Origin of the sequence: Mesorhizobium sp. RCC_202, assembly GCF_041355295.1 — a bacterium.
In the GTDB taxonomy this organism is placed as follows: Bacteria; Pseudomonadota; Alphaproteobacteria; order Rhizobiales; family Rhizobiaceae; genus Mesorhizobium.
Genome location: NZ_JBFUPO010000012.1, coordinates 61992 through 82261 on the forward strand (window position 1 = coordinate 61992; position 20270 = coordinate 82261).

26 protein-coding genes and 1 tRNA gene are annotated in these 20270 nt (G+C 62.1%); 14 read left to right on the plus strand and 13 right to left on the minus strand.

The features are described from left to right. Positions 1-765 (plus strand): DNA repair protein RadC, encoded by a 765-nt coding sequence (gene radC, locus AB6802_RS24810; protein WP_371012828.1) that lies wholly within the window; start codon positions 1-3, stop codon positions 763-765. Between the two features lie 74 nt (positions 766-839). Here radC and AB6802_RS24815 read toward each other — a convergent pair whose 3' ends face one another. Beyond that, positions 840-2363 (minus strand): MFS transporter, encoded by a 1524-nt coding sequence (locus AB6802_RS24815; RefSeq protein WP_371012829.1) that lies wholly within the window; start codon positions 2361-2363, stop codon positions 840-842. Between the two features lie 61 nt (positions 2364-2424). Next, a complete protein-coding gene (locus tag AB6802_RS24820; RefSeq protein ID WP_371012830.1) occupies positions 2425-2868 on the minus strand; it encodes a DUF417 family protein in 444 nt (147 codons plus the stop codon). Positions 2869-2959: 91 nt separating this feature from the next. Here AB6802_RS24820 and AB6802_RS24825 point away from each other — a divergent pair, with 91 nt between their 5' ends. Further along, positions 2960-3481, plus strand: a complete 522-nt coding sequence (locus tag AB6802_RS24825; RefSeq protein WP_371012831.1) for a MarR family winged helix-turn-helix transcriptional regulator — start codon at positions 2960-2962, stop codon at positions 3479-3481. A gap of 64 nt (positions 3482-3545) precedes the next feature. After that, positions 3546-4160: an isochorismatase family protein gene (locus AB6802_RS24830; RefSeq protein ID WP_371012832.1), complete on the plus strand. Its 615-nt coding sequence runs from the start codon at positions 3546-3548 to the stop codon at positions 4158-4160. A gap of 7 nt (positions 4161-4167) precedes the next feature. On the opposite strand, the gene AB6802_RS24835 is transcribed toward AB6802_RS24830, so the two are convergent. Beyond that, entirely contained in the window at positions 4168-4695 is a 528-nt protein-coding gene (locus AB6802_RS24835; protein WP_371012833.1) for a hypothetical protein, read from the minus strand. A 180-nt stretch (positions 4696-4875) separates the two neighbouring features. Continuing rightward, complete coding sequence (gene tig / locus AB6802_RS24840) at positions 4876-6375, minus strand: trigger factor (RefSeq protein ID WP_371012834.1); 1500 nt, start codon at positions 6373-6375, stop codon at positions 4876-4878. Between the two features lie 342 nt (positions 6376-6717). Between tig and AB6802_RS24845 the strand changes: the two genes are divergently transcribed. Beyond that, positions 6718-6802 (plus strand) — tRNA-Leu (locus AB6802_RS24845). Positions 6803-6917: 115 nt separating this feature from the next. On the opposite strand, the gene AB6802_RS24850 is transcribed toward AB6802_RS24845, so the two are convergent. Together AB6802_RS24850 and AB6802_RS24855 are read right to left on the minus strand one after the other, a co-directional pair. Further along, the gene (locus AB6802_RS24850; RefSeq protein WP_371012835.1) at positions 6918-7499 is read right to left on the minus strand and encodes a GDYXXLXY domain-containing protein; all 582 of its coding nucleotides are present in this window, start codon (positions 7497-7499) and stop codon (positions 6918-6920) included. Beyond that, positions 7496-8620, minus strand: coding sequence for a DUF2157 domain-containing protein (locus tag AB6802_RS24855; RefSeq protein ID WP_371012836.1), 1125 nt, complete (start codon positions 8618-8620; stop codon positions 7496-7498). The genes AB6802_RS24850 and AB6802_RS24855 overlap by 4 nt, the downstream gene beginning before the upstream one ends. Positions 8621-8854: 234 nt before the next feature. Here AB6802_RS24855 and AB6802_RS24860 point away from each other — a divergent pair, with 234 nt between their 5' ends. Further along, on the plus strand, positions 8855-8995 hold the full coding sequence (locus tag AB6802_RS24860) for a DUF1127 domain-containing protein (protein ID WP_371012837.1): 141 nt from the start codon (positions 8855-8857) through the stop codon (positions 8993-8995). 49 nt (positions 8996-9044) lie between these two features. Further along, a complete protein-coding gene (locus tag AB6802_RS24865; protein WP_371012838.1) occupies positions 9045-9188 on the plus strand; it encodes a DUF1127 domain-containing protein in 144 nt (47 codons plus the stop codon). Positions 9189-9577: 389 nt separating this feature from the next. On the opposite strand, the gene AB6802_RS24870 is transcribed toward AB6802_RS24865, so the two are convergent. Continuing rightward, complete coding sequence (locus AB6802_RS24870; protein WP_371012839.1) at positions 9578-10039, minus strand: MarR family winged helix-turn-helix transcriptional regulator; 462 nt, start codon at positions 10037-10039, stop codon at positions 9578-9580. A 65-nt stretch (positions 10040-10104) separates the two neighbouring features. Between AB6802_RS24870 and AB6802_RS24875 the strand changes: the two genes are divergently transcribed. Next, positions 10105-10596 (plus strand): cupin domain-containing protein, encoded by a 492-nt coding sequence (locus tag AB6802_RS24875; protein WP_371012840.1) that lies wholly within the window; start codon positions 10105-10107, stop codon positions 10594-10596. A 56-nt stretch (positions 10597-10652) separates the two neighbouring features. On the opposite strand, the gene AB6802_RS24880 is transcribed toward AB6802_RS24875, so the two are convergent. Continuing rightward, positions 10653-11615 carry a LysR family transcriptional regulator gene (locus tag AB6802_RS24880; RefSeq protein ID WP_371012841.1) on the minus strand — a complete coding sequence of 321 codons (963 nt, stop codon included), beginning with the start codon at positions 11613-11615 and terminating at the stop codon, positions 10653-10655. A 127-nt stretch (positions 11616-11742) separates the two neighbouring features. Here AB6802_RS24880 and AB6802_RS24885 point away from each other — a divergent pair, with 127 nt between their 5' ends. The 4 genes from AB6802_RS24885 (at position 11743) to AB6802_RS24900 (ending at position 14630) form a co-directional block, all read left to right on the plus strand. Further along, on the plus strand, positions 11743-12222 hold the full coding sequence (locus AB6802_RS24885; RefSeq protein ID WP_371012842.1) for a carboxymuconolactone decarboxylase family protein: 480 nt from the start codon (positions 11743-11745) through the stop codon (positions 12220-12222). A gap of 73 nt (positions 12223-12295) precedes the next feature. Continuing rightward, entirely contained in the window at positions 12296-13048 is a 753-nt protein-coding gene (locus AB6802_RS24890; RefSeq protein ID WP_371012843.1) for an SDR family oxidoreductase, read from the plus strand. Between the two features lie 71 nt (positions 13049-13119). Beyond that, on the plus strand, positions 13120-13533 hold the full coding sequence (locus tag AB6802_RS24895) for a cupin domain-containing protein (protein WP_371012933.1): 414 nt from the start codon (positions 13120-13122) through the stop codon (positions 13531-13533). A gap of 68 nt (positions 13534-13601) precedes the next feature. Further along, positions 13602-14630 carry a mechanosensitive ion channel family protein gene (locus AB6802_RS24900; RefSeq protein ID WP_371012844.1) on the plus strand — a complete coding sequence of 343 codons (1029 nt, stop codon included), beginning with the start codon at positions 13602-13604 and terminating at the stop codon, positions 14628-14630. On the opposite strand, the gene AB6802_RS24905 is transcribed toward AB6802_RS24900, so the two are convergent. Beyond that, a complete protein-coding gene (locus AB6802_RS24905; protein ID WP_371012845.1) occupies positions 14613-15101 on the minus strand; it encodes an Rrf2 family transcriptional regulator in 489 nt (162 codons plus the stop codon). The genes AB6802_RS24900 and AB6802_RS24905 overlap by 18 nt on opposite strands. A 168-nt stretch (positions 15102-15269) precedes the next feature. Between AB6802_RS24905 and trmFO the strand changes: the two genes are divergently transcribed. From trmFO to AB6802_RS24920, 3 genes are all read left to right on the plus strand, one after another. Continuing rightward, the gene (trmFO, locus tag AB6802_RS24910; RefSeq protein WP_371012846.1) at positions 15270-16679 is read left to right on the plus strand and encodes a methylenetetrahydrofolate--tRNA-(uracil(54)-C(5))-methyltransferase (FADH(2)-oxidizing) TrmFO; all 1410 of its coding nucleotides are present in this window, start codon (positions 15270-15272) and stop codon (positions 16677-16679) included. Between the two features lie 2 nt (positions 16680-16681). Next, a complete protein-coding gene (locus AB6802_RS24915; protein WP_371012847.1) occupies positions 16682-17191 on the plus strand; it encodes a hypothetical protein in 510 nt (169 codons plus the stop codon). Between the two features lie 64 nt (positions 17192-17255). Next, positions 17256-17567: a type II toxin-antitoxin system ParD family antitoxin gene (locus AB6802_RS24920; protein ID WP_371012848.1), complete on the plus strand. Its 312-nt coding sequence runs from the start codon at positions 17256-17258 to the stop codon at positions 17565-17567. Between the two features lie 7 nt (positions 17568-17574). Here AB6802_RS24920 and AB6802_RS24925 read toward each other — a convergent pair whose 3' ends face one another. The 4 genes from AB6802_RS24925 to AB6802_RS24940 all read right to left on the minus strand — a co-directional run bounded on the left by AB6802_RS24925 (position 17575) and on the right by AB6802_RS24940 (position 20269). Further along, the gene (locus AB6802_RS24925) at positions 17575-18525 is read right to left on the minus strand and encodes a sterol desaturase family protein (RefSeq protein ID WP_371012849.1); all 951 of its coding nucleotides are present in this window, start codon (positions 18523-18525) and stop codon (positions 17575-17577) included. Continuing rightward, on the minus strand, positions 18525-18950 hold the full coding sequence (locus AB6802_RS24930) for a hypothetical protein (RefSeq protein WP_371012850.1): 426 nt from the start codon (positions 18948-18950) through the stop codon (positions 18525-18527). The genes AB6802_RS24925 and AB6802_RS24930 overlap by 1 nt, the downstream gene beginning before the upstream one ends. 80 nt (positions 18951-19030) lie before the next feature. After that, positions 19031-19879: a phytoene/squalene synthase family protein gene (locus AB6802_RS24935; protein ID WP_371012851.1), complete on the minus strand. Its 849-nt coding sequence runs from the start codon at positions 19877-19879 to the stop codon at positions 19031-19033. Then, complete coding sequence (locus tag AB6802_RS24940; protein ID WP_371012852.1) at positions 19880-20269, minus strand: Mth938-like domain-containing protein; 390 nt, start codon at positions 20267-20269, stop codon at positions 19880-19882. Position 20270 lies beyond the last annotated feature (1 nt).

Genomic DNA, 20270 nt, shown 5'->3' on the forward strand with positions numbered 1-20270 from the left:
ATGGGGAAAGTCGAAGAAGACGAGCGAGCCTTCTTTTCGGAAGGCTGGGTCGAGCCGCCACAGAAAGCCCAGACGAAAGCGGCGCCCGCCGAAAAGCCGCATTATCACGGCCACCGCGACCGCCTGCGCGAGCGCTTTGTCGCCGGCGGTCCGGACGCCCTGCCCGACTACGAGCTGCTCGAGCTCCTGCTGTTTCGGCTGATCCCGCGCGTCGACACCAAACCGATCGCCAAGGCATTGATCACCCGCTTCGGCTCGCTGGCCGAAGTGCTTGGCGCGCCGGCGTCCCTGCTGGAGGAAGTGAAAGGTATCGGCCCGACCGTGGCAATCGATCTCAAGGTAGTCGCGGCCACTGCACAGCGCATGGCGCGCGGCGAGGTGCGCGGCCGCGAAGTGCTATCCAACTGGACGCAACTGCTCGACTATTGCCGCTCGGCCATGGCTTTCGAAGCCCGCGAGCAGTTCCGCATCCTCTTCCTCGACAAGAAGAACGGATTGATCGCCGACGAGGTGCAGCAGACCGGCACTGTCGACCACACACCGGTCTACCCGCGCGAAGTGGTCAAGCGCGCGCTCGAACTCTCCGCCAGCGCCGTCATCCTGGTGCACAATCATCCGTCGGGGGACCCGACACCGTCGCGCGCTGACATCGAGATGACCAAGCAGATCGTCGAGGTGGCAAAGCCGCTCGGCATCGCCGTGCACGACCACATCATCATCGGCCGCAAGGGCAACGCCTCGATGAAGGGCCTGCTGCTGATCTGACCACTGTCTGCGTCATATCGCGGCCGTGTGCGGGACGCCGCAGAAGATCGCGCTTGCCATGCGTGGCGCTACCCCTACGTCTCCGGCCGCCGCAGCATTCCTACCGCGACAATTGCCGCGGCAAGCATGATTCCCGCAGCCGTCAGGAAGGTGACGTCTGCCGCGCCCGTGTATGCGCTTCGCGCTGCCGACAACAACGCACCGCCGCTGTCCAGACTTGGCGCAAGGCTGCTTGCAGCGCCAAGACCACGTAGCGCGGTCTCCATCATGTCGACCGGAATACCCGTGGGCAAGGTCACGCTGAGCGTAGAGCGGTAAAGCAGCGTAGCAAGACTACCCAGCAAGGCGATGCCTAGTGCACCACCGAATTCGGAGGCCGTTTCGGAAAGTGCCGAGGCAGCGCCGGATCGCTCCTTGGGCGCCGCGCTGACCACAAGGTCGGCGACGATCGTGATGCCCGGAGCTGAGCCGATCGAGAACAGCACGTTCCCCAGAACAATAAGAATCAAACCATGCGTTTCGGCGGCGTGTGCCATCAGCGCGAGACCACCGGCTGCAAGCGTCAAGCCGAAGCCGAGAACATAGGCTGGTCGCATCAACCTGAGCACGGCCGAAGTCAACAATGATCCCACAATGAAGCCGAGCCCGGCCGGGATGCTCCAAAGGCCTGCTTCCAGCGGAGTTAGTCCCAAAACCAGCTGGAGATACTGGGCGACAAGCACGAGAATTCCGAACCCGACAAAGAAGTCGAGGACGTTGATGCCAAGCGCCACCGCCACAGCGGGCCGCTTGAACAGCCGCAAGTCGAGGAGCGGATCAGGCAAGCCCATCTGCCGCCTTATAAACACTACGCCTAGCACCAGACCCAGCGCGATCGTCGATGTCGCCCATCCGAGACTGCCACCCTCGGCCATCAGCTTGATGCCAAAGACGATCGGCAACGCCGCTGCGAGAGACAAGACCGCACTCACGATATCAAGCCGCCCGGCGTTCTGGGTCTTGTGTTCGGGTAGCAAGACAGGCCCGACCATCAGCAGAAGCGCCGTAATCGGGATAGGCACCAGAAACACGGCTCCCCACCAGAAGTGCGACAGAAGCAGACCGCCGACGACCGGGCCGATCGCACCGCCAAACGAGAAACTCGCAACCCAGACGCTAACAGCGAAAGTCCGTTCGTGGTCGTCGCGGAACATGTTGCTGATGAGAGATAACGTTGAGGGCGCCATTGTTGCACCGGCGATGCCGAGCAGCGCCCTGGCCAGGATGAGCATCTCGGCACTGCGTGCAAAGGCAGCGATCAGCGAAAGTATCCCGAAGCACGCCGATCCGATCAGCAGCAGCTTGCGTCGTCCGATCCGATCGCCAAGAGCTCCCATGATGAGCAGCGACCCGGCTGCCAGAAAGCCGTAGATATCCACGATCCAGAGCAGTTGCGCAGCCGTGGGCTTGAGGTTGGCGCTCAGCGATGGCACCGCCAGATTCAGCACCGTCAAATCCATGGCGTAGAGGATGCAAGGCAGCGCGATGATGGCGAGGCCGATCCATTCGCGACGCGTGGCCCGGTCAGCGCGCCGCCCGGAAGTTTCGAATACGTTCATTGCCATCCCCCGATCGTTGAAATCCGCTGATAGATTGCCTGGCTGCTCACGCCGATATCATTCAGAACGAAGCAACACGCAGCTTTATGGCCGCGAGGGCCTCGCCAGCGGACCAGAGCGCCACCCCAAGAAGGGTCAGGTCCTTGACGATGAAGGCGCCAAGCGCCGGGTCGAGTTGCGGTGTGGTGACCAGAAAGCTCAGCGTCACCACCAGCGAGGCAGCGACGCCGAAACTGCCGATCGCCGAGACCAACGGCGTAACGGGACGCGAAGCCATCAGCAGCGCCAAGGCGATCTCCACCACGCCGATGATGTCGGAAGACAGTTGCTGACCGAACAGTCCTGGAAGCCAGAACAAGAACGGACTGTGAACCAGCAACGGGTAGATCGCCGTCGCTTCAGCCGGTGTGAACTTCGCCAACCCGAACACGACGAAAAAGAGGACAACGCTGTATCGAGCCACCACCTGCCCCGTCGCCAGGGTCCATTTCTGCAAAGTCGTCATGACTTTTCTCCTTGATAAGTGCGTGTTGCACGCACATAATAAGTCACATGATGGCTAGCGCCGTCAACCCCTCATGATAAAGATTGCCGCCATGACCCGTTTGAGAACCGCCAATATGCTCGCCGCCCTCGCCGGCGAAATTACAGAACGTGTGGAAGTGACCCTTAAAAGTCACCCCAACCAGACCGACTCCGCCTCAGCCGCGCTCAACATCATGGGTTTTTGGGAGGGCATCACCAACGCGCAGCTTGCGCGGGCACTAAACCTGTCGCACACCGCGACGGTGCGTCTGGTCGACAAACTCGAGGCGCAGGGTTTCGTCGAAGCCCGCAAAGGCGAGGACAAGCGTGCCACGCATCTCCATGTCACGGCCGCCGGCCGCATGGCGGTATTGCCAAGCCTCGTCGCGCGTTGCGCGGCGGTCAAGGGCTATCTGGAAGTTCTCACCGCCGCTGAAGAAAGGCAGCTCGCCACCCTCCTCGAAAAGCTCATGCGCCCGCTCGCAACCGATGCCTACAAGGTGAGCCATTTTTGCCGACTCTGCGAATTTGCCGCCTGCCCCGGAGACCAGTGCCCGATGCACGCGGACATGGCGTCCTGGCCCGCGATCTGACGGAACCTCAAACCTCTCAAAATCCACGATACGTGGCGCGACAATACAACGGGACGAACGGACAATGCCTAACAACAGCAATGAGCCATGGCTGTTCGACAGCGCGCGCGCCGCGCTCCTGGTCATCGACATGCAAAGCGACTTCGTCGACGAAGGCGCGGTCATGGAGGTGGCGATGGCCCGCCATCGCATCCCGGCGATGCGGCAGGTGATCGAGCTGTGCCGTGGCGCCGGCGTCCCGGTGATCTACACACAGCATGTGCTGAACGACCACTTCAACATCTCGCCGCTCGAAACCGCCTACCAGCCTCGGCTGCAGGCGTCGGGCATGCGGGAAGGCAGCGCCGGCACCGAAATCGTCGCCGAGCTCGCGCCGCTGCCCGGTGATGTCGTCATCAAGAAGCATCGCTACGATGCGTTCCACAACACCCAGCTCGAAACGGTGCTGCGCAACATCCGCGGCGCCGGCCAGGTCGATACCGTCATCATCATCGGCACGGTCACCAGCATCTGCTGCGAATCCACGGCACGCAGCGCCTTCATGCGCGACTACAAGGTGGCCTTCGTCAGCGATGCCAATGGTGGCCTGGACAAGGCCTCGCACAATGCGACGCTAGACATCATCGGCAAGGTGTTCGGACGTGTGATGACGGCAAATGAGTTGGAAAGCTTGTTCTAAATCGCGCTCACGGCGGATCGGTCTTGCAGCTTGCGGCGATCAGGCCGACCGCCTCCGAGAGGCCGGCGAGCTGGAAATCGGCCTCGCCTCGCCCTGACAGCAAGCCGAAGCGCCATGACAGCGTCAGCCGGTTGGCCGAAACCAGCCGCTTGATGCCGTCATCTCCTTCCCTAACGAGCTGTCTGCCGCGTGGGCCAACCGCCCAGCTTTCATCGAACTTGCTGCCGCCATCGACCGCGACCGATATCGTGATCTTGCGGGTAGCCGAAACCGAATCGTTGAGTTGCAGCCATTCGCTCCAGCGCGGGTCGCCATCCGGCCGGCAAGCCAATGTCAGCACCGGACTGTAGCCCAGCGCGCCGCCCCCGGTGATGAGCTTGTTGCTGGCGTGGAGCGAGGCCGTGACCTGGCCGTCGGCGCCGGTGTCGACACGCCAGCTGCCGAGGTTCGGTTCGGCCGTCGCGCCGCTGTTGGTCGCGGCAAACAAGAGCGCCGCGGCAACGACCACGTCTCTCATCACAAAGCCCAGCTTCACCAGTGCCTCCAAACGCCCCGCGAATGCGATGAAGCGCAGATAATATTCAACGGTTCGTATCGCCAGCGGCGGACCATCATGAGAGCCTCAATGTGTTGCCGCGCGGCCACAATCAAAGACCCCACAATGAAAAAGGCCGCCCGAGAGGCGGCCTTTCGAAATCGCGGTGCTGCGCCGTATTTACTCGGCTTCCTTGGCGGCCTTCTTTTTCGGCGCGGCCTTCTTCTTAGGCTCATCGGCCTCGTCGGCGGTCTCACCCGCCTTGGCTTCACTTGCCTTGGCCTCTGCCTTCTTCGAGGCAGCCTTCTTGGCCGGCTTCGCCTTGGTCGCGGTCTCGGCCTCCTCGTCGTCGGCCATCAGCTCTTCCTTGCCGACCTTGACATCGGTGACCGAAATCTGGCCGAGCAGGTGGTCGACCACCTTTTCCTCGAACATCGGCGCGCGCAGCGCGTTGATGGCTTCCGGATTGCTGCGGTAGAATTCGAAGGCTTCCTGCTGCTGGTTGGCCGGGAAGCGGCGCACCTGCTCCAAGAGGCCGCGCTGCAGCTCTTCGTCCGAGACAGTGACGCCGGCCTTCTCGCCGATCTCGGCCAGAACCAGGCCAAGACGCACGCGACGCTCGGCAAGGCGCATATATTCGGCGCGCGCCTCTTCTTCCGTCGTCTCTTCATCGGTAAAGGTGCGTCCGGCGGCCTCGAGGTCGCGATTGACCTGCGCCCAGATGCTGTTGAACTCGGCCTCGACGAGCTTCGAGGGCGCCTCGAACGAATAAGCAGCGTCGAGCTGGTCGAGCAGCTGGCGCTTCACCTTCTGGCGCGTCATCGAGCCGAACTGGTTCTCGATCTGGCCACGCACGATCTCGCGCAGACGCTCAAGCGATTCCAGGCCGAGATTCTTCGCCGTCTCGTCGTTGACCTCGAGTTCGCCGGGCGCCGACACGTCCTTGACGGTGACGTCGAAGGTGGCTTCCTTGCCGGCCAGATGCGCCGCCTGGTAGTTTTCCGGGAACGTGACGGTGACCTGCTTCTCGTCGCCGGCCTTGGCGCCGATCAGCTGATCCTCGAAGCCCGGGATGAACTCCTTGGAACCCAGCACCAGCGGCTGGTCGGTGCCGGCGCCGCCGGCGAAAGCCTCGCCGCCGATCTTGCCGACATAGTCGATCGAGACGCGGTCGCCTTCGGCGGCCTTGCCGGTCTTCGGCTCGTAGCTGCGCGCCGATTCGGCAACGCGCTTGACCTGATCCTCGACTTCCGTGTCCGGCACGTCATAGACCTGACGCGTCACCTTGATGTCGGAGAAGTCCTTGATCTCGATCGCCGGGATGACTTCATAGTTGAGGCTGAATTCGAAGTCTGAGCCGCCGGCCAGGATCTTTTCGGCCTCTTTTTCATCCTCGGTCATGATCACTTCGGGCTGCATGGCAGCCTTTTCGCCGCGGCCCGTGATGATCGAACGGGTCGAATCGTTGAGGATCTCGTTGACGACCTCGGCCATGAACGACTTGCCGTACATCTTGCGAAGATGCTGCACCGGCACCTTGCCAGGGCGGAAGCCGTTGATCTTTACCTTGTCACGGGCGTCCGTCAGCCGCGCCATCAGCTTGGCTTCCATGTCACCTGCCGGCACGGTGACCTTGATCTCGCGCTTGAGACCGGAGTTGAGCGTTTCGGTGACCTGCATCCTAAAACCTTTGTCTTCGTCAATGAGGCAGCCGAACGGCCTTAACCGCTCATAGCCGCCGGTATGATGTTGCCGGAAATGGCTTTTGGTACGGAACCTGACGATTTGACCGCGGACACGGTTCAAACTCTTCTGAACTTCGCTTCTCAAACCGTGAATAAGTCTTTGTTTTTTATAAAACTTTTCACATGCTGCAGATGCGGGAATTCACGTTCCGTCACATTCGACACGCCTTTTGTCACAGCCTAGGCTAATTTTCAACTATCTTCGCGTTTAGCCGGATAGACACGACTTTAACCCCGACATTGACAGAATGATGGCTACATGGGATGGCCGGGGAAAGCGGATGTGGCGGAATTGGTAGACGCCCTGGATTTAGGTTCCAGTGCCGAAAGGCGTGGGGGTTCGAGTCCCTTCATCCGCACCACCCTTCGCTTTGAGGAGCTTTCGGGTGGCAGGCTCCCGAAGATCGTTAGGCGAAGGAGGACCGACGCTCTCGGCTTGTGCCATTCTAAACCTCCACCGGGGCCAACGCCGCGACCTTAATACAGCGGTTCCTCGAACAGCGTCTTGTCGCCGTCCATCAGCGCCTTGATCTGCGCCGCGCCATCAGCCGCAAGCGCGAGCTTGATGCCGAACGGGCGCACCCGTATGTCGTCCTGGATCGCCATGCCCTCGCCTTCCGGCAGATAGAAGCGCCCGATGCCATAGTCCGGCTCGATCGTCGCCTCGGGCTCTTGCAGGCCCCAGCCCGCGGCGACATGCCCGGCGATATCGGCCTCGTCCGCGCCGGCCGGCGCCGGCGCCTTGCCGAACCAGGCGGCCGACGGCTGCCAATAGCCGTCGGCGCCCTTCTTCAACCGCACCACGATCGAGCTGTCGTCGCTGGAAGACGCGCCTTGCGGAATGTTGGCGATCAGCTTCACGGGAATCCGTGAAATGTTGTTGTTGAGCGAGATATAGTCACCGCGCAGGAGATCACGCGGATCGACCGGCTGGACCCTCAAGAGCACTTCCTTGCCGTTGCGCAGGATTGCCGCGCGGCCGGCTATGATCCAGCTGAGGAAACCGATCTGGACAAGCGCCAGGACCAGCGCAGCGATGATCAGTTTCTTGCCGGTCATGCCATCGCTCCTTTTTCGGCCGGCGCCTTCATGCGTCTTTCGACACGGATGATGACAAGCGCCAGGATGCCGAGCAGCACCGCCGCCGCCAGGAAGAAACCGGCGGTATCGAGCATCGACTGCAAGGTGACGCTGTAGATGATGGCAAGCTCGAAGGCGAAGCCGGCATAGGCCAGCCAGCGCAGTCCCCGGCTTTCGCGTCCCGCCAGCATGATCGCCGCGACGATGCCGACCAGCGCGACGATCGAGGCGATGGCGAAACCGGCGTTGTACCTGCTGTCATCCGCCAGCTCGAACTGGATCATCGCCAGCCCGGTTAGAAAACCGATCAAGGCATGCAGTGACAGCCGGCCGCCTAGCTGAAGGATCTTGTCAATCTGACCGCTCGCGAAGACCGCCGCAGCAAAGAGCAGCGCTGAAACGATGACCAGCGGCACAGCGATCCGCAGCGTGTCGTGATCGTAGTCGATAGTGCGCATGAAGAGATAGAAGATGATCGATAGGATGATCAAGTGGCGCGCGGCCTGGCTGCGCGTCCAGAACGAAATGGCGAACAAAGCGATCGCCGCGACAATGAAGAAATCCGGAAATCTCCCATGCCAGTAGATTTCACCCTCATTAAGAAACAGCCAGGCATCGGCGATGCCGACCGCCGCCACCGTCAGCGGGTTCGAGCGCAGCGCAACCGCCGCCAGCGCCGTCCCCGCGCACCAGGTCACCACCGCCGAGGCTTCATCGCCGGACAGATGATACATCTGGCCGATCAGCGCGATCGATCCGCCGAAGGCCGCGGCGGCGATGATCCACAGCGCCTCGCCGATCGCGGCATGGTCGCGGGTCTTCAAGAAAGCGCCGCCGACATAGCCGGCAAGGATAAGGGCAAACAGCGCAATTACGCGCGCTAGACGCGGAATGGCGTCCCAGTTGGCGGCAACGAAGATCAGGATGGCCGCGCCGAACAGAAGGGCTGCCATCATCGCCAGGATCGAGCCGAAACTCAAAGATGCGCGCTCATTGGCGGCGACGTCGCTTGTCAAAGCATCCGCCGTGGCCGGATCGATCAGCCCCACCTCGCGCCAGCGGGCGATATCCGCCCTTACCCGTGTCGCATAGCCCGCCATGCCTATCCCCGAGCCCCAGTCGTTTCTTCAGTTGAAACAGCCAAACCGTTGCCGCAGCGGCATTTTCCGATTCGGCCTTCTTTGTGACGCAGGCGTGAATGGGCGTTAATGTTGCATTGCACAATTTGCATTGCTGCCATGCGCCAACGGCACTTTTAAATCGATATGACCCCGCCTATTTTCTATTCGTACACAAACGGAATGATCCGAACCAAAGACGAAACGAGAACTACCATGAACTTGATCCGCAACTATCGCAACTGGCGCCGCTACCGCGACACCGTCTCCGAGCTGAGCCGCCTTTCGAACCGTGAACTGACCGACCTCGGCATCAGCCGCAGCGACATCCACTTCGTCGCCCGCAAGGCGGTCTAATCCTCTTCGGATCGCAAATGGTCCGAACCAGTTTTAAAAGAGAACGACAATGAACCTGATCCGCAACTACCGTAACTGGCGCGTTTACCGCGACACCGTTACCGAGCTGGGTCGCCTTTCGAACCGCCAGCTCCATGATCTCGGTATCGTCCGCGACGAGATCAAGATGATCGCCCGCAAGGCGACCATCTAACGGCAAGAATTTCGCCAGGGTCGACCTCCTCCCCGACCCTGACGAATCCGGTCAGCCTTCACCTCCTCCCGAGGGTTGACCACCAAAACGGCGCCCGCCGCACCTCCTCCCGCGGCGGGCGCTGTTCCAAAGCGAACGTAGTTCGTCTTCCCGAAGCGAACGCAGTTCGTCTTCCAAGGGTTTCGCCCCTTTCCAAAATGGCGAAAGAGATTTCGTCAAAGCCGACCTCCTCCCCGGCGATGACGAATACGGCCGATCCCCACCTCCTCCCGAGGATCGGCCCCAAAAACGACACCCGCCGGACCTCCTCCCCCGGCGGGTGTTGTTGTTTTTAGGCCAGGCCCTTCCTGCTCAAATCTGAAACATGATCGGAGCAAGCGCCGTCTCGCTCAACGCGCCAGTGGGCTGTCCCATACGACAAACAACAGGGCTTTCAGCTGGGCAAAACGCTCCGGCCCGAGTTCGGTGCGCCACTCCTCCTCTATGTCGCGCAGGATATCGACCATTTTCCAGAAGGCGGCATGGCCACGTTCGGTGGAGTGGACAACGCGTGCACCGCTTTCGCCGGGAATGTCGGAGCGGACAAGATAGCCATAGCCTTCGAGGCTGCTGAGCAACTGGTTGATGGCTTGTTTGCTCATGCCGGCACGCTCGGCAATCGTCCCGGGGCGCGCGCCGTCCGGGCCGGGAAACTGCAGCACGGCCATGTGAGGCAAGCGCAATTCGTCGAAACCGGCGGCGTTGAGCTCCTTGATCAGCCGGCGCTGTATCGCCTGCGCCGGAACGCGCAGCAAGGCGCCGATCAAAAGGTTCTCGGTCTTGGTCTGGAGAACTTCGGTGGAAGTGGCCATTGACGATCCGGTAAATCGAGTTTACTGATAGACAGTAAATGTAATTTACCGGAGGGGTTTACGCAATGTCCGCCATGAATCTTCAGGCCAATATGAATCTTCAGGTCAATCCAGCCAACGAAACCATCGGCGACAAGTGGCTATCCATTCGCTTCCTGGTGACGGGCGACAGTTCAAACGGCAGCGTCGCCGCCTTCGAGTTGAAGGTGGCCGGCGGATCGCGGCTGTTGGCCCCGGCCCATAGTCATGATCATTACGAAGAGACAATCTACGGCATAGACGGCGTGCTGACCTGGACCGTCGACGGCAAGGCGATCGAAGTCGGGCCGGGTGAGGCGCTGTGCATTCCACGCGGCGCCGTCCATCGGTTCGACAACAAGGGCACCAACGATGCCACGGTACTGTGTATCGTCACACCGGCGGCGATCGGCCCGGACTATTTCCGCGAGATCTTCGCCATGTTCTATGCCGCCGCCGGCGGCCCGCCGGACAAGGCCGCGATGATGGAGATCATGCGCCGCCACGGGCTGACACCGGCAGCACCGCCGCCTGCGTAGGGACAGCTGGCGGGGCCGGCAGGACAAACAGGTGGTTCAAGCGCCAGCACATGCTGTCAGAGCGTGGACAAACTGCCCACGCCTTTATTCGTGAATGCGGATCCGGACGACAACGGCGCCGACGATGCCATCGAAACATCGTCGCGCACGGCCTGCACCAGAAAGTCCAGCACCGTCGTCACGCGCAGCGGGATATTGCGGCGCGATGGGTAGACGACGTTGATGGGCAGGCGCGTCGGCGGGAAATCCGGCATCAGCTTGACCAGCCTGCCGGCTTCGATGTCCGGCTCGACCAGAATATGGGAAAGCACCGCAAGCCCGGCCCCGGCTAGCGCAGCCCGATGGGTGGCCATTGAATTGCTGGCGACCAGACGGGGCTCAATTCGCAAAACAACCTCATCGGCTCCTTCGCGGAAAGACCATGACCGGCCGTCGCCGGCACGACTGTAACAAATACAGGCGTGGCCGGGGATGTCTTGCGGCGCCTGCGGTATACCCCTCCTCTCGAGATAGTCGGGCGAGGCCACAAGATAGGCCGTTGTCCAGCCGATCCGACGGCACGTCAGGCTGCTGTCACCCACCGGCCCAAGCCGGACCTCCAGATCGATTGCATCCGCGACCAGATCCGAGGGCTCTTCCCGCAAGATCAGTTCGACGGTCAAGGCTGGGTGGCTCTCCAGCAAAGATGCGAGGCGGTCACCGATAAAGAGGCCGAGCGGCGCAGGCAGGCTGAGCCTCACTCTGCCAGACACGGTCGTGCCGTCGGCGCCGCACGCTTCGCGCAACGCTTCGACTGCTTCCATGACGCGGAGCGCCATCGGCAGCATCTGTTCGCCCTCGGCTGTCAGCGCAAGCGCGCTCGTCGTGCGATGCAGAAGGCGCGTCTTCAGATGCGCCTCAAGAGCCGAAACCTGCCGGGACACCGCCGGCTGGGTCAAATCGAGGTCGATCGCGGCCGCGGAGAAGGACTTCGTCTGCGCCACCCGCAGGAACGTCCGCAATGCCGATACGACGTCCATCCTGGCCCTCATTACCTTTCGACATAAGCCTTATGTCCGCATCCTAGGCTGCGGCCGCTTTACTGTCCAGTAATTACGGATATTAAATATCCTTAAGGACATAAGATATCCTCAAACAGGGAAAGCCATGACACAGCGCTTCAACGCCGCCCAGCAATCGCCCGAGCTCTTCAAGAAGCTTTCCGACCTCAGCATGGCTGAGGCGCACAGCGCCATCGAGGAGAAGATCCGCGATCTCGTCCACATCCGGGCGTCGCAGATCAATGGCTGCGCCTTCTGCCTCGACATGCATGTCAAGGAAGCCAAGATCCACGGCGAGAGCGAGCTGCGGCTCTACCATGTCGCCGTCTGGCGGGAATCGAACCTGTTCGTCCCGCGGGAACGCGCCGCCCTTGCCTGGACCGAAGCTGTCACCAAGCTACCCGAAGGCGGCATTCCCGACGATCTCTATGACCGTGTGCGCGGGCAGCTTTCGGAGAAGGAAATCTCCGACCTGACCTTCTCGATCATGGCCATCAACGCCTGGAACCGCCTCAGCGTCGCCTTCAAGGCGGTGCCCGGTTCGGCGGACAAGTTCTACGGCCTCGACAAGGCCGGCCTGAACTAACCCATCCCTTTCGACTGACCATCAATCATCAATCGATGCGGGCGCAATGGCGCTGCCGCAAATGGAGAGTGTTATGAAAATCGTCATCATCGGCGGCACCGGTCTTATCGGTTCCAAAACCGCAGAACGCCTGCGCAAGAAAGGCCAGGAGGTGATCGCCGCCGCCCCGAACACCGGTGTCGACACCATCACCGGCGAAGGCTTGGCAGAAGCGCTCTTTGGCGCCGAGGTGGTCATCGATCTCGCCAACTCGCCCTCTTTCGAGGACAAGGCTTCGATGGACTTCTTCACGATTTCTGGCCGCAACCTGCTTGCCGCTGGCAAGGCCGCCGGGGTCAGGCACCATATCGCGCTCTCGATCGTCGGAACCGAACGCCTGCAGGATTGCGGCTATTTCCGCGCCAAGCTTGTCCAGGAAGAGCTGATCAAGGCCTCAGGCATTCCCTACACCATCGTTCATTCCACCCAGTTCATGGAATTCCTGGCCGGCATCGCCAAATCCGGCACGGTCGGCGACGCGGTGCATCTGTCGCCGGCCTATGTGCAGCCAATCGCATCCGACGACGTCGCCGATATCATGGCCGGTGTCGCGCTCGCCGCGCCGATAAACGGCATGTTCGAGATTTCGGGCCCGGAGCGGGTGCGCATGAGCGATCTCGTCGCCCGCTATCTCAAGGCCGTTGGCGATCCCCGCGAGGTCGTGGCCGATCCCGAAGCGCTCTATTTCGGCGCCAGGCTAAACGACAATTCGCTGGTCTCCGACAACAATCCGCGCCTCGGCCACATCACCTTCGAGCAGTGGTTCACCGCCGCGGCCCGGAAATGACTGAGAGGAAGCGCCGCAACCCGGCGCAGCGTGCTCAACCCAAAAGGAGTTTCGAAATGATCAAGCCCGTCATGGCCGCTTTCATCGCGACGGCAGCGTTGGCCAGCCCGGCCGCAGCCACAGAGGCCCATCACGCCGGCCAGAAGGCCGCCAAAGTCACGCTCGTCTATGAGCATGAACTGCCGAATGTGCCAGGCAAGAGCATCAAGGGCATCCTGGTCGAATATGGCCCTGGCGGCCACTCGGACGCGCACACCCATCCGAGCTCGGCCTTCATTTATGCCACGGTTCTGGAAGGCTCCATCCGCAGCCAGGTCAATGACGATCCTGCCAGGGTCTACAAGGCCGGTGAGAGCTTTTCGGAAATGCCGGGTGATCGTCACAGCGTGAGCGAGAACGGCAGCAAGACGAAGTCCGCGAAACTGCTGGCGGTCTTCGTGGTCGATACCGCCCAGAAGGAATTGACCTATCCGGTCAAGAAATAGACTGAAAGGCCGGGCGCCGTTCCAAGCGTCCGGCCGTGCCTGCCAGTTCCAATCATACCGGTGAGCCCATGCTCGGCGATCGTCACTCCGTGGCCCTGGCCCTGATCAACCTTCTGGGGCTCGCCGGCATTGTCGTCTGGTGTCTCCAAGGTCGTGGGCGTCCGATGGCGCGCCTGATCGTCCAGATCCTGTTCTTCGCCGGCATGACGGCGGTGCTCTGGCTCGGCGGCATCCTGCCGCATTGGGTGGGTGAGACGGATCTGCAGGGCGCGAATGCTTACCTGGCAAAGTCGGCACGCATCCTGTGGTGGATACATCTTGCCTGGACGCTTGTCGGCTTCGTGCGCCTCTACATCGTCCTGGATCACCGGCCGCGCGAAGCGCGCTTGCTTCAGGACCTGGTCGTCGCCGCCATCTATCTCGGCGTGGCGCTGTCGATAACCGGCTTCGTCTTCGGTGCTCCAATCGGCACGCTGGCGGCAACGTCAGGCGTGGTTGCCATCATTGTCGGGCTTGCGCTGCAGAACACGCTTGGCGACGTCTTCTCCGGCATCGCGCTGACGCTGGGGCGGCCCTACACGCTCGGTGACTGGATAGCGCTGGGCGACGGCACGGAAGGGCAGGTCGTAGAGACAACCTGGCGCTCCACGCATCTGCTTACCGGCGCCTGCAACATCGTCGTCCTCCCCAACAGCGTGTTGGCGAAGCTCAGCCTGACGAATCTCGGCCGCCCCGACGAGAGGCAAATGATCAGCCTGACCGTGCGGATCGCCATGACGCAGGCGCCTCATGTCATCGAGGAAACCATGCGCGAGGCTCTCGGAAACTGCGAGCGGGTCGTCAAGGATCCGGCGCCGCTGGTCGCGCTCAAGGAGATCGACGCGGTCGCAATCGGCATGGACCTGCTGTTTTGCGTGGCCGGCCCCGGCGACCGCTTGCTTGCACGCAATGAGGTAATCGACACCATCCATTGCCATTGCGAGGCGAACGGTCTGATCCTGGCGATGCCGCCTCAGAGTTATGCGGTCATCGTCCCCACTGCGGCAAACCAGCCGCCCGCGGCGGTCATGCGGTCACGCTCATCCGGCGCGCTCTAGAACCCATTCGAAGCTCTTTTTCCAAAGCTCCGCCGGAATATCGAGCGCCAGCGCTTCGGTAAGGTCTGAAAGCTTGACGCCGCGCAATTTTGCACGCCAGGCCTCGTCGGCCTCCCACATGATGCGCGCGACCGGGCAAGGGCCGCTTTCGCAATAGTCCCGCGGACGGCATGGGTTGTTTTCGCGAATGTTGGTGCACACAAACGTCTGCGCCTTGCCCTCCACCGCTTCCACGATGTCGAGGAAGGTCAGCTCGGCCGGCGGCCGCGCCAGCCTATATCCGCCCGACGGACCGAGCGTCGTATCAACCAGGCCTGCCTGCGACAGGCTTTGCAGCGCCTTGGAAAGATACTCCTTGGGAAGGCCGTGGAATTCGGCAAGCGCTTTGGTGGAGAGGTAACGCTTTTCGGGCAGGCCGGCTAGAATGGCGCAGCAGTGCAGCGCCCATTCGACTTGGCTTTTCAGGATCATCAATTGATTCCGGATCGATACTGATCGAGCTTTATTAAGGATATGAAATATCCCTATTTAACCGCTGTGTAAACAGACGGCCCAGCCGAGTGGATTCGAGGACGGTAACGGCCCAGGCTCGCAGCCGGCCAATTGCAAACAGCACGCCAAGCGATTATTCCGGCGCTCATGAACAAAAACCCTGTACACGTCATTGGCGGCGGCCTCGCCGGCTCCGAGGCAGCATGGCAGATCGCGCAAGCCGGCGTTCCGGTCGTGCTACATGAAATGCGCCCGGTGCGCGGCACCGACGCGCACAAGACGGATGGGCTGGCCGAGCTCGTCTGCTCGAACTCCTTCCGCTCCGACGATGCCGAAAACAACGCCGTCGGCCTGCTGCATGCCGAAATGCGGCTGGCCGGCTCGCTGATCATGAGCGCCGGCGACGCCAACCAGGTTCCGGCCGGCGGCGCTTTGGCCGTCGACCGCGACGGTTTCTCCGATGCGGTGACCGCGAAGATCGAAGCGCACCCGCTGATCGCAATCCAGCGCGAGGAAGTGCCTGGACTGCCGCCCGCGGAGTGGGACCAGGCGATCATCGCCACCGGCCCGCTGACCGCGCCCTCGCTTGCCCAGTCGATTGCCGAGGCGACTGGTGCCGATGCGCTCGCCTTCTTCGATGCGATCGCGCCGATCATCCATTTCGACACGATCGACATGGATACTTGCTGGTTCCAGTCGCGCTACGACAAGGTCGGCCCCGGCGGCACGGGCAAGGATTACATCAACTGCCCGATGGACAAGGAGCAGTATCTCGCCTTCGTCCGGGCGCTGATCGACGGCCAGAAGACCGAGTTCAAACAATGGGAAGGCACGCCCTATTTCGACGGCTGCCTGCCGATCGAGGTGATGGCCGAGCGCGGCGTCGAGACGTTGCGCTACGGCCCGATGAAGCCGATGGGGCTGACCAACGCTCACAACCCGACAGTCAAGGCCTATGCCGTGGTGCAACTGCGCCAGGACAATGCGCTCGGCACGCTCTACAACATGGTCGGCTTCCAGACCAAGCTGAAGCACGCCGAGCAGGTGCGCATCTTCCGCACCATACCGGGCCTCGAAAACGCCGATTTCGCCCGCCTCGGTGGGCTGCACCGCAACACCTACATCAATTCGCCGACGTTGCTCGATCAATCGCTGCAGCTGAAGTCGCGGCCAGGCCTGCGCTTTGCCGGCCAGATCACCGGTTGCGAGGGCTACGTCGAAAGCGCGGCGATCGGCCTGCTCGCCGGCCGCTTCGCCGCCGCCGAACGGCTTGGACAGGCGCCATCGCTGCCGCCGCTCACCACCGCCTTCGGCGCGCTGCTCAATCACATCACCGGCGGCCACATCGTCTCCGACGACGAGCCCGGCAAGCGCTCCTTCCAGCCGATGAACGTCAATTTCGGCCTGTTCCCGCCGATGGAAGCGCCGAAGACCGAAGGCAAGCGCCTGCGTGGCAAGGACAAGACGGTCGCAAAACGACACGCCATCACGTCGCGCGCGCATGCGGATTGCCGGGAGTGGCTGGGACTGCCGGCGCGGGCTGAGGCAGCGGAGTAGTCGTGGCCAAGCGCCCCGATATGCCGCAGCTTCTTCCGCCGGGTTATCAGACAACCGGTGAACCCTTCACTGGCAACTACGAGGTCATTTGGAGCATCTACATCAGATGCAACAACTTGCAGAAACTGCATAAGGTCCACATACCGGCCCTCGAGGCGCTGATCGGTCAGCCGCACGGAGGCAAGGGCTGGACAATAGAGAAAGAGGAAGACAGCGATCCGAACTTGAAGAGGATCATAGCTTTGCAGCGCCTGGGAGGGCCCTACGACGATTGGTTCTTCCTCGATTTCATGAAGACACTCTATCGCTTGGCGCCGGTCTGGCGCATCCAAGCTCGTCTTGATCCGTCACATCCTCATGGCGTCTACGTCATGGCGCGGTTCCAACAGGAAAAACCAGCTTCGGCGGCGCCTGCAATCGTCGATGCGCTGGTCGAACTGGAAGCCAGCTTTACAGATGAATTGGGCGATGAATCAGGGCGCTATCTCGGCTCCGGTCAGCGCATCAGCTAAATCCTTAGGTGTTTTATCCTTGGCAGGAGTGGGATACTATCCTATTCCCTTTAGGAGCACGGTCATGGAATCTGCCGAGAAACTGTCCGTCACCGTTACCCCCGCAATGGCGCGCATGATCCGCGAAAAGGTCGAGGACGGATCTTTCGGCTCGGCGAGCGAAGTTATCCGTGCGGCGCTCCGTGCGTTCCAGCGCGAGGAAGATGAGCATGCCGAGCGCATGGCATCGATCCGCGCGCGTGTGAAAGCGTCGATCGAGGACCCGAGGCCAAGCGTCCCATTGGAAGAAGTTGACGCCCGGTTGCGAGAGCTCGTCGCCCAGCGGACAAGAGCCGCAGGTGGTTCTTCGACTGATGATTCGAGCGAACCGGCCTAACGGCTAACTACTCCGCCGGCTCCGCGCTCGCCCCCGGCAACCCCGGCTTCCCCGCCTCCGACGGATTTCGCCTGACATAAGCCGCCTTCAGCGTCTCCGAGGTGTCGCGCGAGCCGTCATGGCTCCAGCCGGGCGGCTGGATGAGATAGTTGAGACGCTGGCGCAGCGTCAGCCCCGGCGCAAACGCATCCCTGAACATGCCGATCCATTCGTGGAACGCCACTTTCAGCGGGTTGAAGGTGCCGAGATTCTTCACGATGCCGTAGCGCGGCCTGTCCTCTTCCAGCTCCGCGACGACAGTGCCGAACATGCGATCCCAGATGATCAGGGTGCCGGCATAATTGGCGTCGAGATAGCGCGGATTGGTGGCGTGGTGGACGCGGTGATGCGAGGGTGTGTTGAAGATGAACTCGAACCAGCCCCACATCTTGCCGATCGTCTCGGTGTGGATCCAGAACTGCCAGACCAGGTTGAAGCCGAAGACGAAGGCGATCACCGCCGGGTGGAAGCCGAGCAGCACCAGCGGCGCCTGCAGGATGAAGGTGAAGGTGAACAGCCCGGTCCAGCTTTGCCGCAGCGCCGTCGAGAGGTTGTAGTGCTGGCTGGAATGGTGGTTGACGTGCTCGGCCCACACCCAGCGCACCCGATGCGCGATGCGATGATAGACGTAGTAACGCAGATCATCGAGCAGGAAGGCGACGACGAACACCCACACCGACAGGCCGAGATTGAAGAAGCGGAACTGCCACAGCCACAGCAGCGCCCAATAGGACACCACGCCGAGCAGGATCCCGGCCACCACATTGCCTGTGCCCATCATCAGGCTGGCCAGCGTATCGCGTGTCTCGAACGATCCCTTGGCGCGTCCGCTGCGCACCAGCCAGAGCTCGATCAGGATCGCCACGACGAAGAAGGGAATGGCAAGCTGGGTGACCTGAGGGAAATTATACTGGTCCATCACGCCGCCTTTCGCATCTGATCGTGGTTCCGCAGCGCCGCCGCCACGGCGCGCGCGCCGGCCTCGTCGGCAAAGGCGAAGCGGCCGCCTTTCCAGGTGAAGTCGTCGAGCTTGAAGGACACAACGTTCGCTTCGCTTGCCAGCGCACGAATATCGTGTGGCGCCACGATCCGCGTCAGGAAACAATCGCCGATGCTCTGCACGATGGCGCAGCGTAGCGGGGCGAGCTCGAGAAATGCGCTATGCCCGTCCGCCGTCAGCCATACGGCGCCTGGTTTCTCGTCGGGGAAATCCTCGGCAAAACGCGCCAGCGCCTGGTCGGCATCGGCAAGCGTCGCGGTCGTCGTGCCGCCGGTGAAGTGCACCGCCGCAACCGACAGCGCAATGCCGACCACGACAAGAACGACGAGCACAGGCAGGCTCATGAAAGGCATCTCCTCCGCCGGCTCGCATTTCTTCGTGGCGAGTCCAGACGGTGGAATCCCTAGCACGGTTGACGTTTACGTCAAAGGGCCGTCCAACCACGCATCGCATGACGCAAGAGCACCCAGTGCCTGCCGATGGTTGACAGCTTCACAATCGCGCCGAGCGGCGACAGGCCAGCCTTCTCCATCTTGTCGAGATAGGCGCGCGTCAGCGCCAGCGGCAGGAAGGCCGGTCGCAGCGGAACGGGAAGCGTCGGCGCGGCCTGCTCGAAGGCGTTGAGATGCTCGCGCGCCAGGGCGATCATCGCCGCCACGGCGCGCTTTGCCGCTGCCTCATCCTCGCCTTTGACAAATGCTTCCGGCGAGGTGCCAGCCGCCGCCAGAATATCGGCGGGTACAAAACACTGGCCGCGCCGGCGGTGCAGCGGGAGCAGAAGCAAGAGGCCGGTGATGGCCTGCGCGCAACCTGCCCTGCCCGCCAGATCGGCAAAGCGCGGCGCCGAAACCGGGTCGAGCACCATAGCCGCGAGCTGGATGAGTGCGGCGGCCGTCTCGCCGCAATAGCCTTCGAGATCGGTACGCGACGGTATCGGATCGTCATAAAGATCGAAAATGCGCGCCTCGAGCATGTTGTCGAAAGCGGCCTTCGGTAAGCCATTGCCGGCAATCGTCGCCCTCAGCGCATCGGCGATCGGATTGCCGGTGTCCGCGTCCCCTTCGGCGGCGATGACGTCGCGCCACCATTGCAGCCTGACCTCGCCCGGCAGCGGCTCATGGATGCGGTCGCGCACGCCGGCGACCTCTGCATTGAACGCGTAGAGGGAAACCAGCGCATCGCGCTTATCGGCCGGCGCGTAGAGCGCCGACAGATACCGGTCATGGTCGGCGGCGCGCACCGCATCCATGACGATGGTCAGGGCGCCGGCCATTCAATCGACGGCGATCAGCGCCGCGGCCACGGCGCGATCTTCAGCCAGAAGCACGTTGTAGGTCCGCACCGCGGCCCCCGTCGACATCGGATCGGCCGAGATGCCGGCCTCTTTAAAGGCGGTGCGCAAGGCGGCCGGCAGCGGCCGCAGTTCCTTGCCCATGCCAACCAGCAGGATTTCCACCTTGTCGGCCTCGCCGAACAGCCGGTCGAAATCGGAGACTTTCAGCGCCAGCGGATCGGCCGGCTCCCAGCCATGGATGCCGGACGGCAGACAAAGCAACGATCCGCGATGCGACATGTCGGCGAAACGGAAGCCGCCATTGCCATAGGCTTCGATCGGCGCCCTGCCCGGGAAATGCGCCTCGCGGATGATGATGCCTTTGGCCATC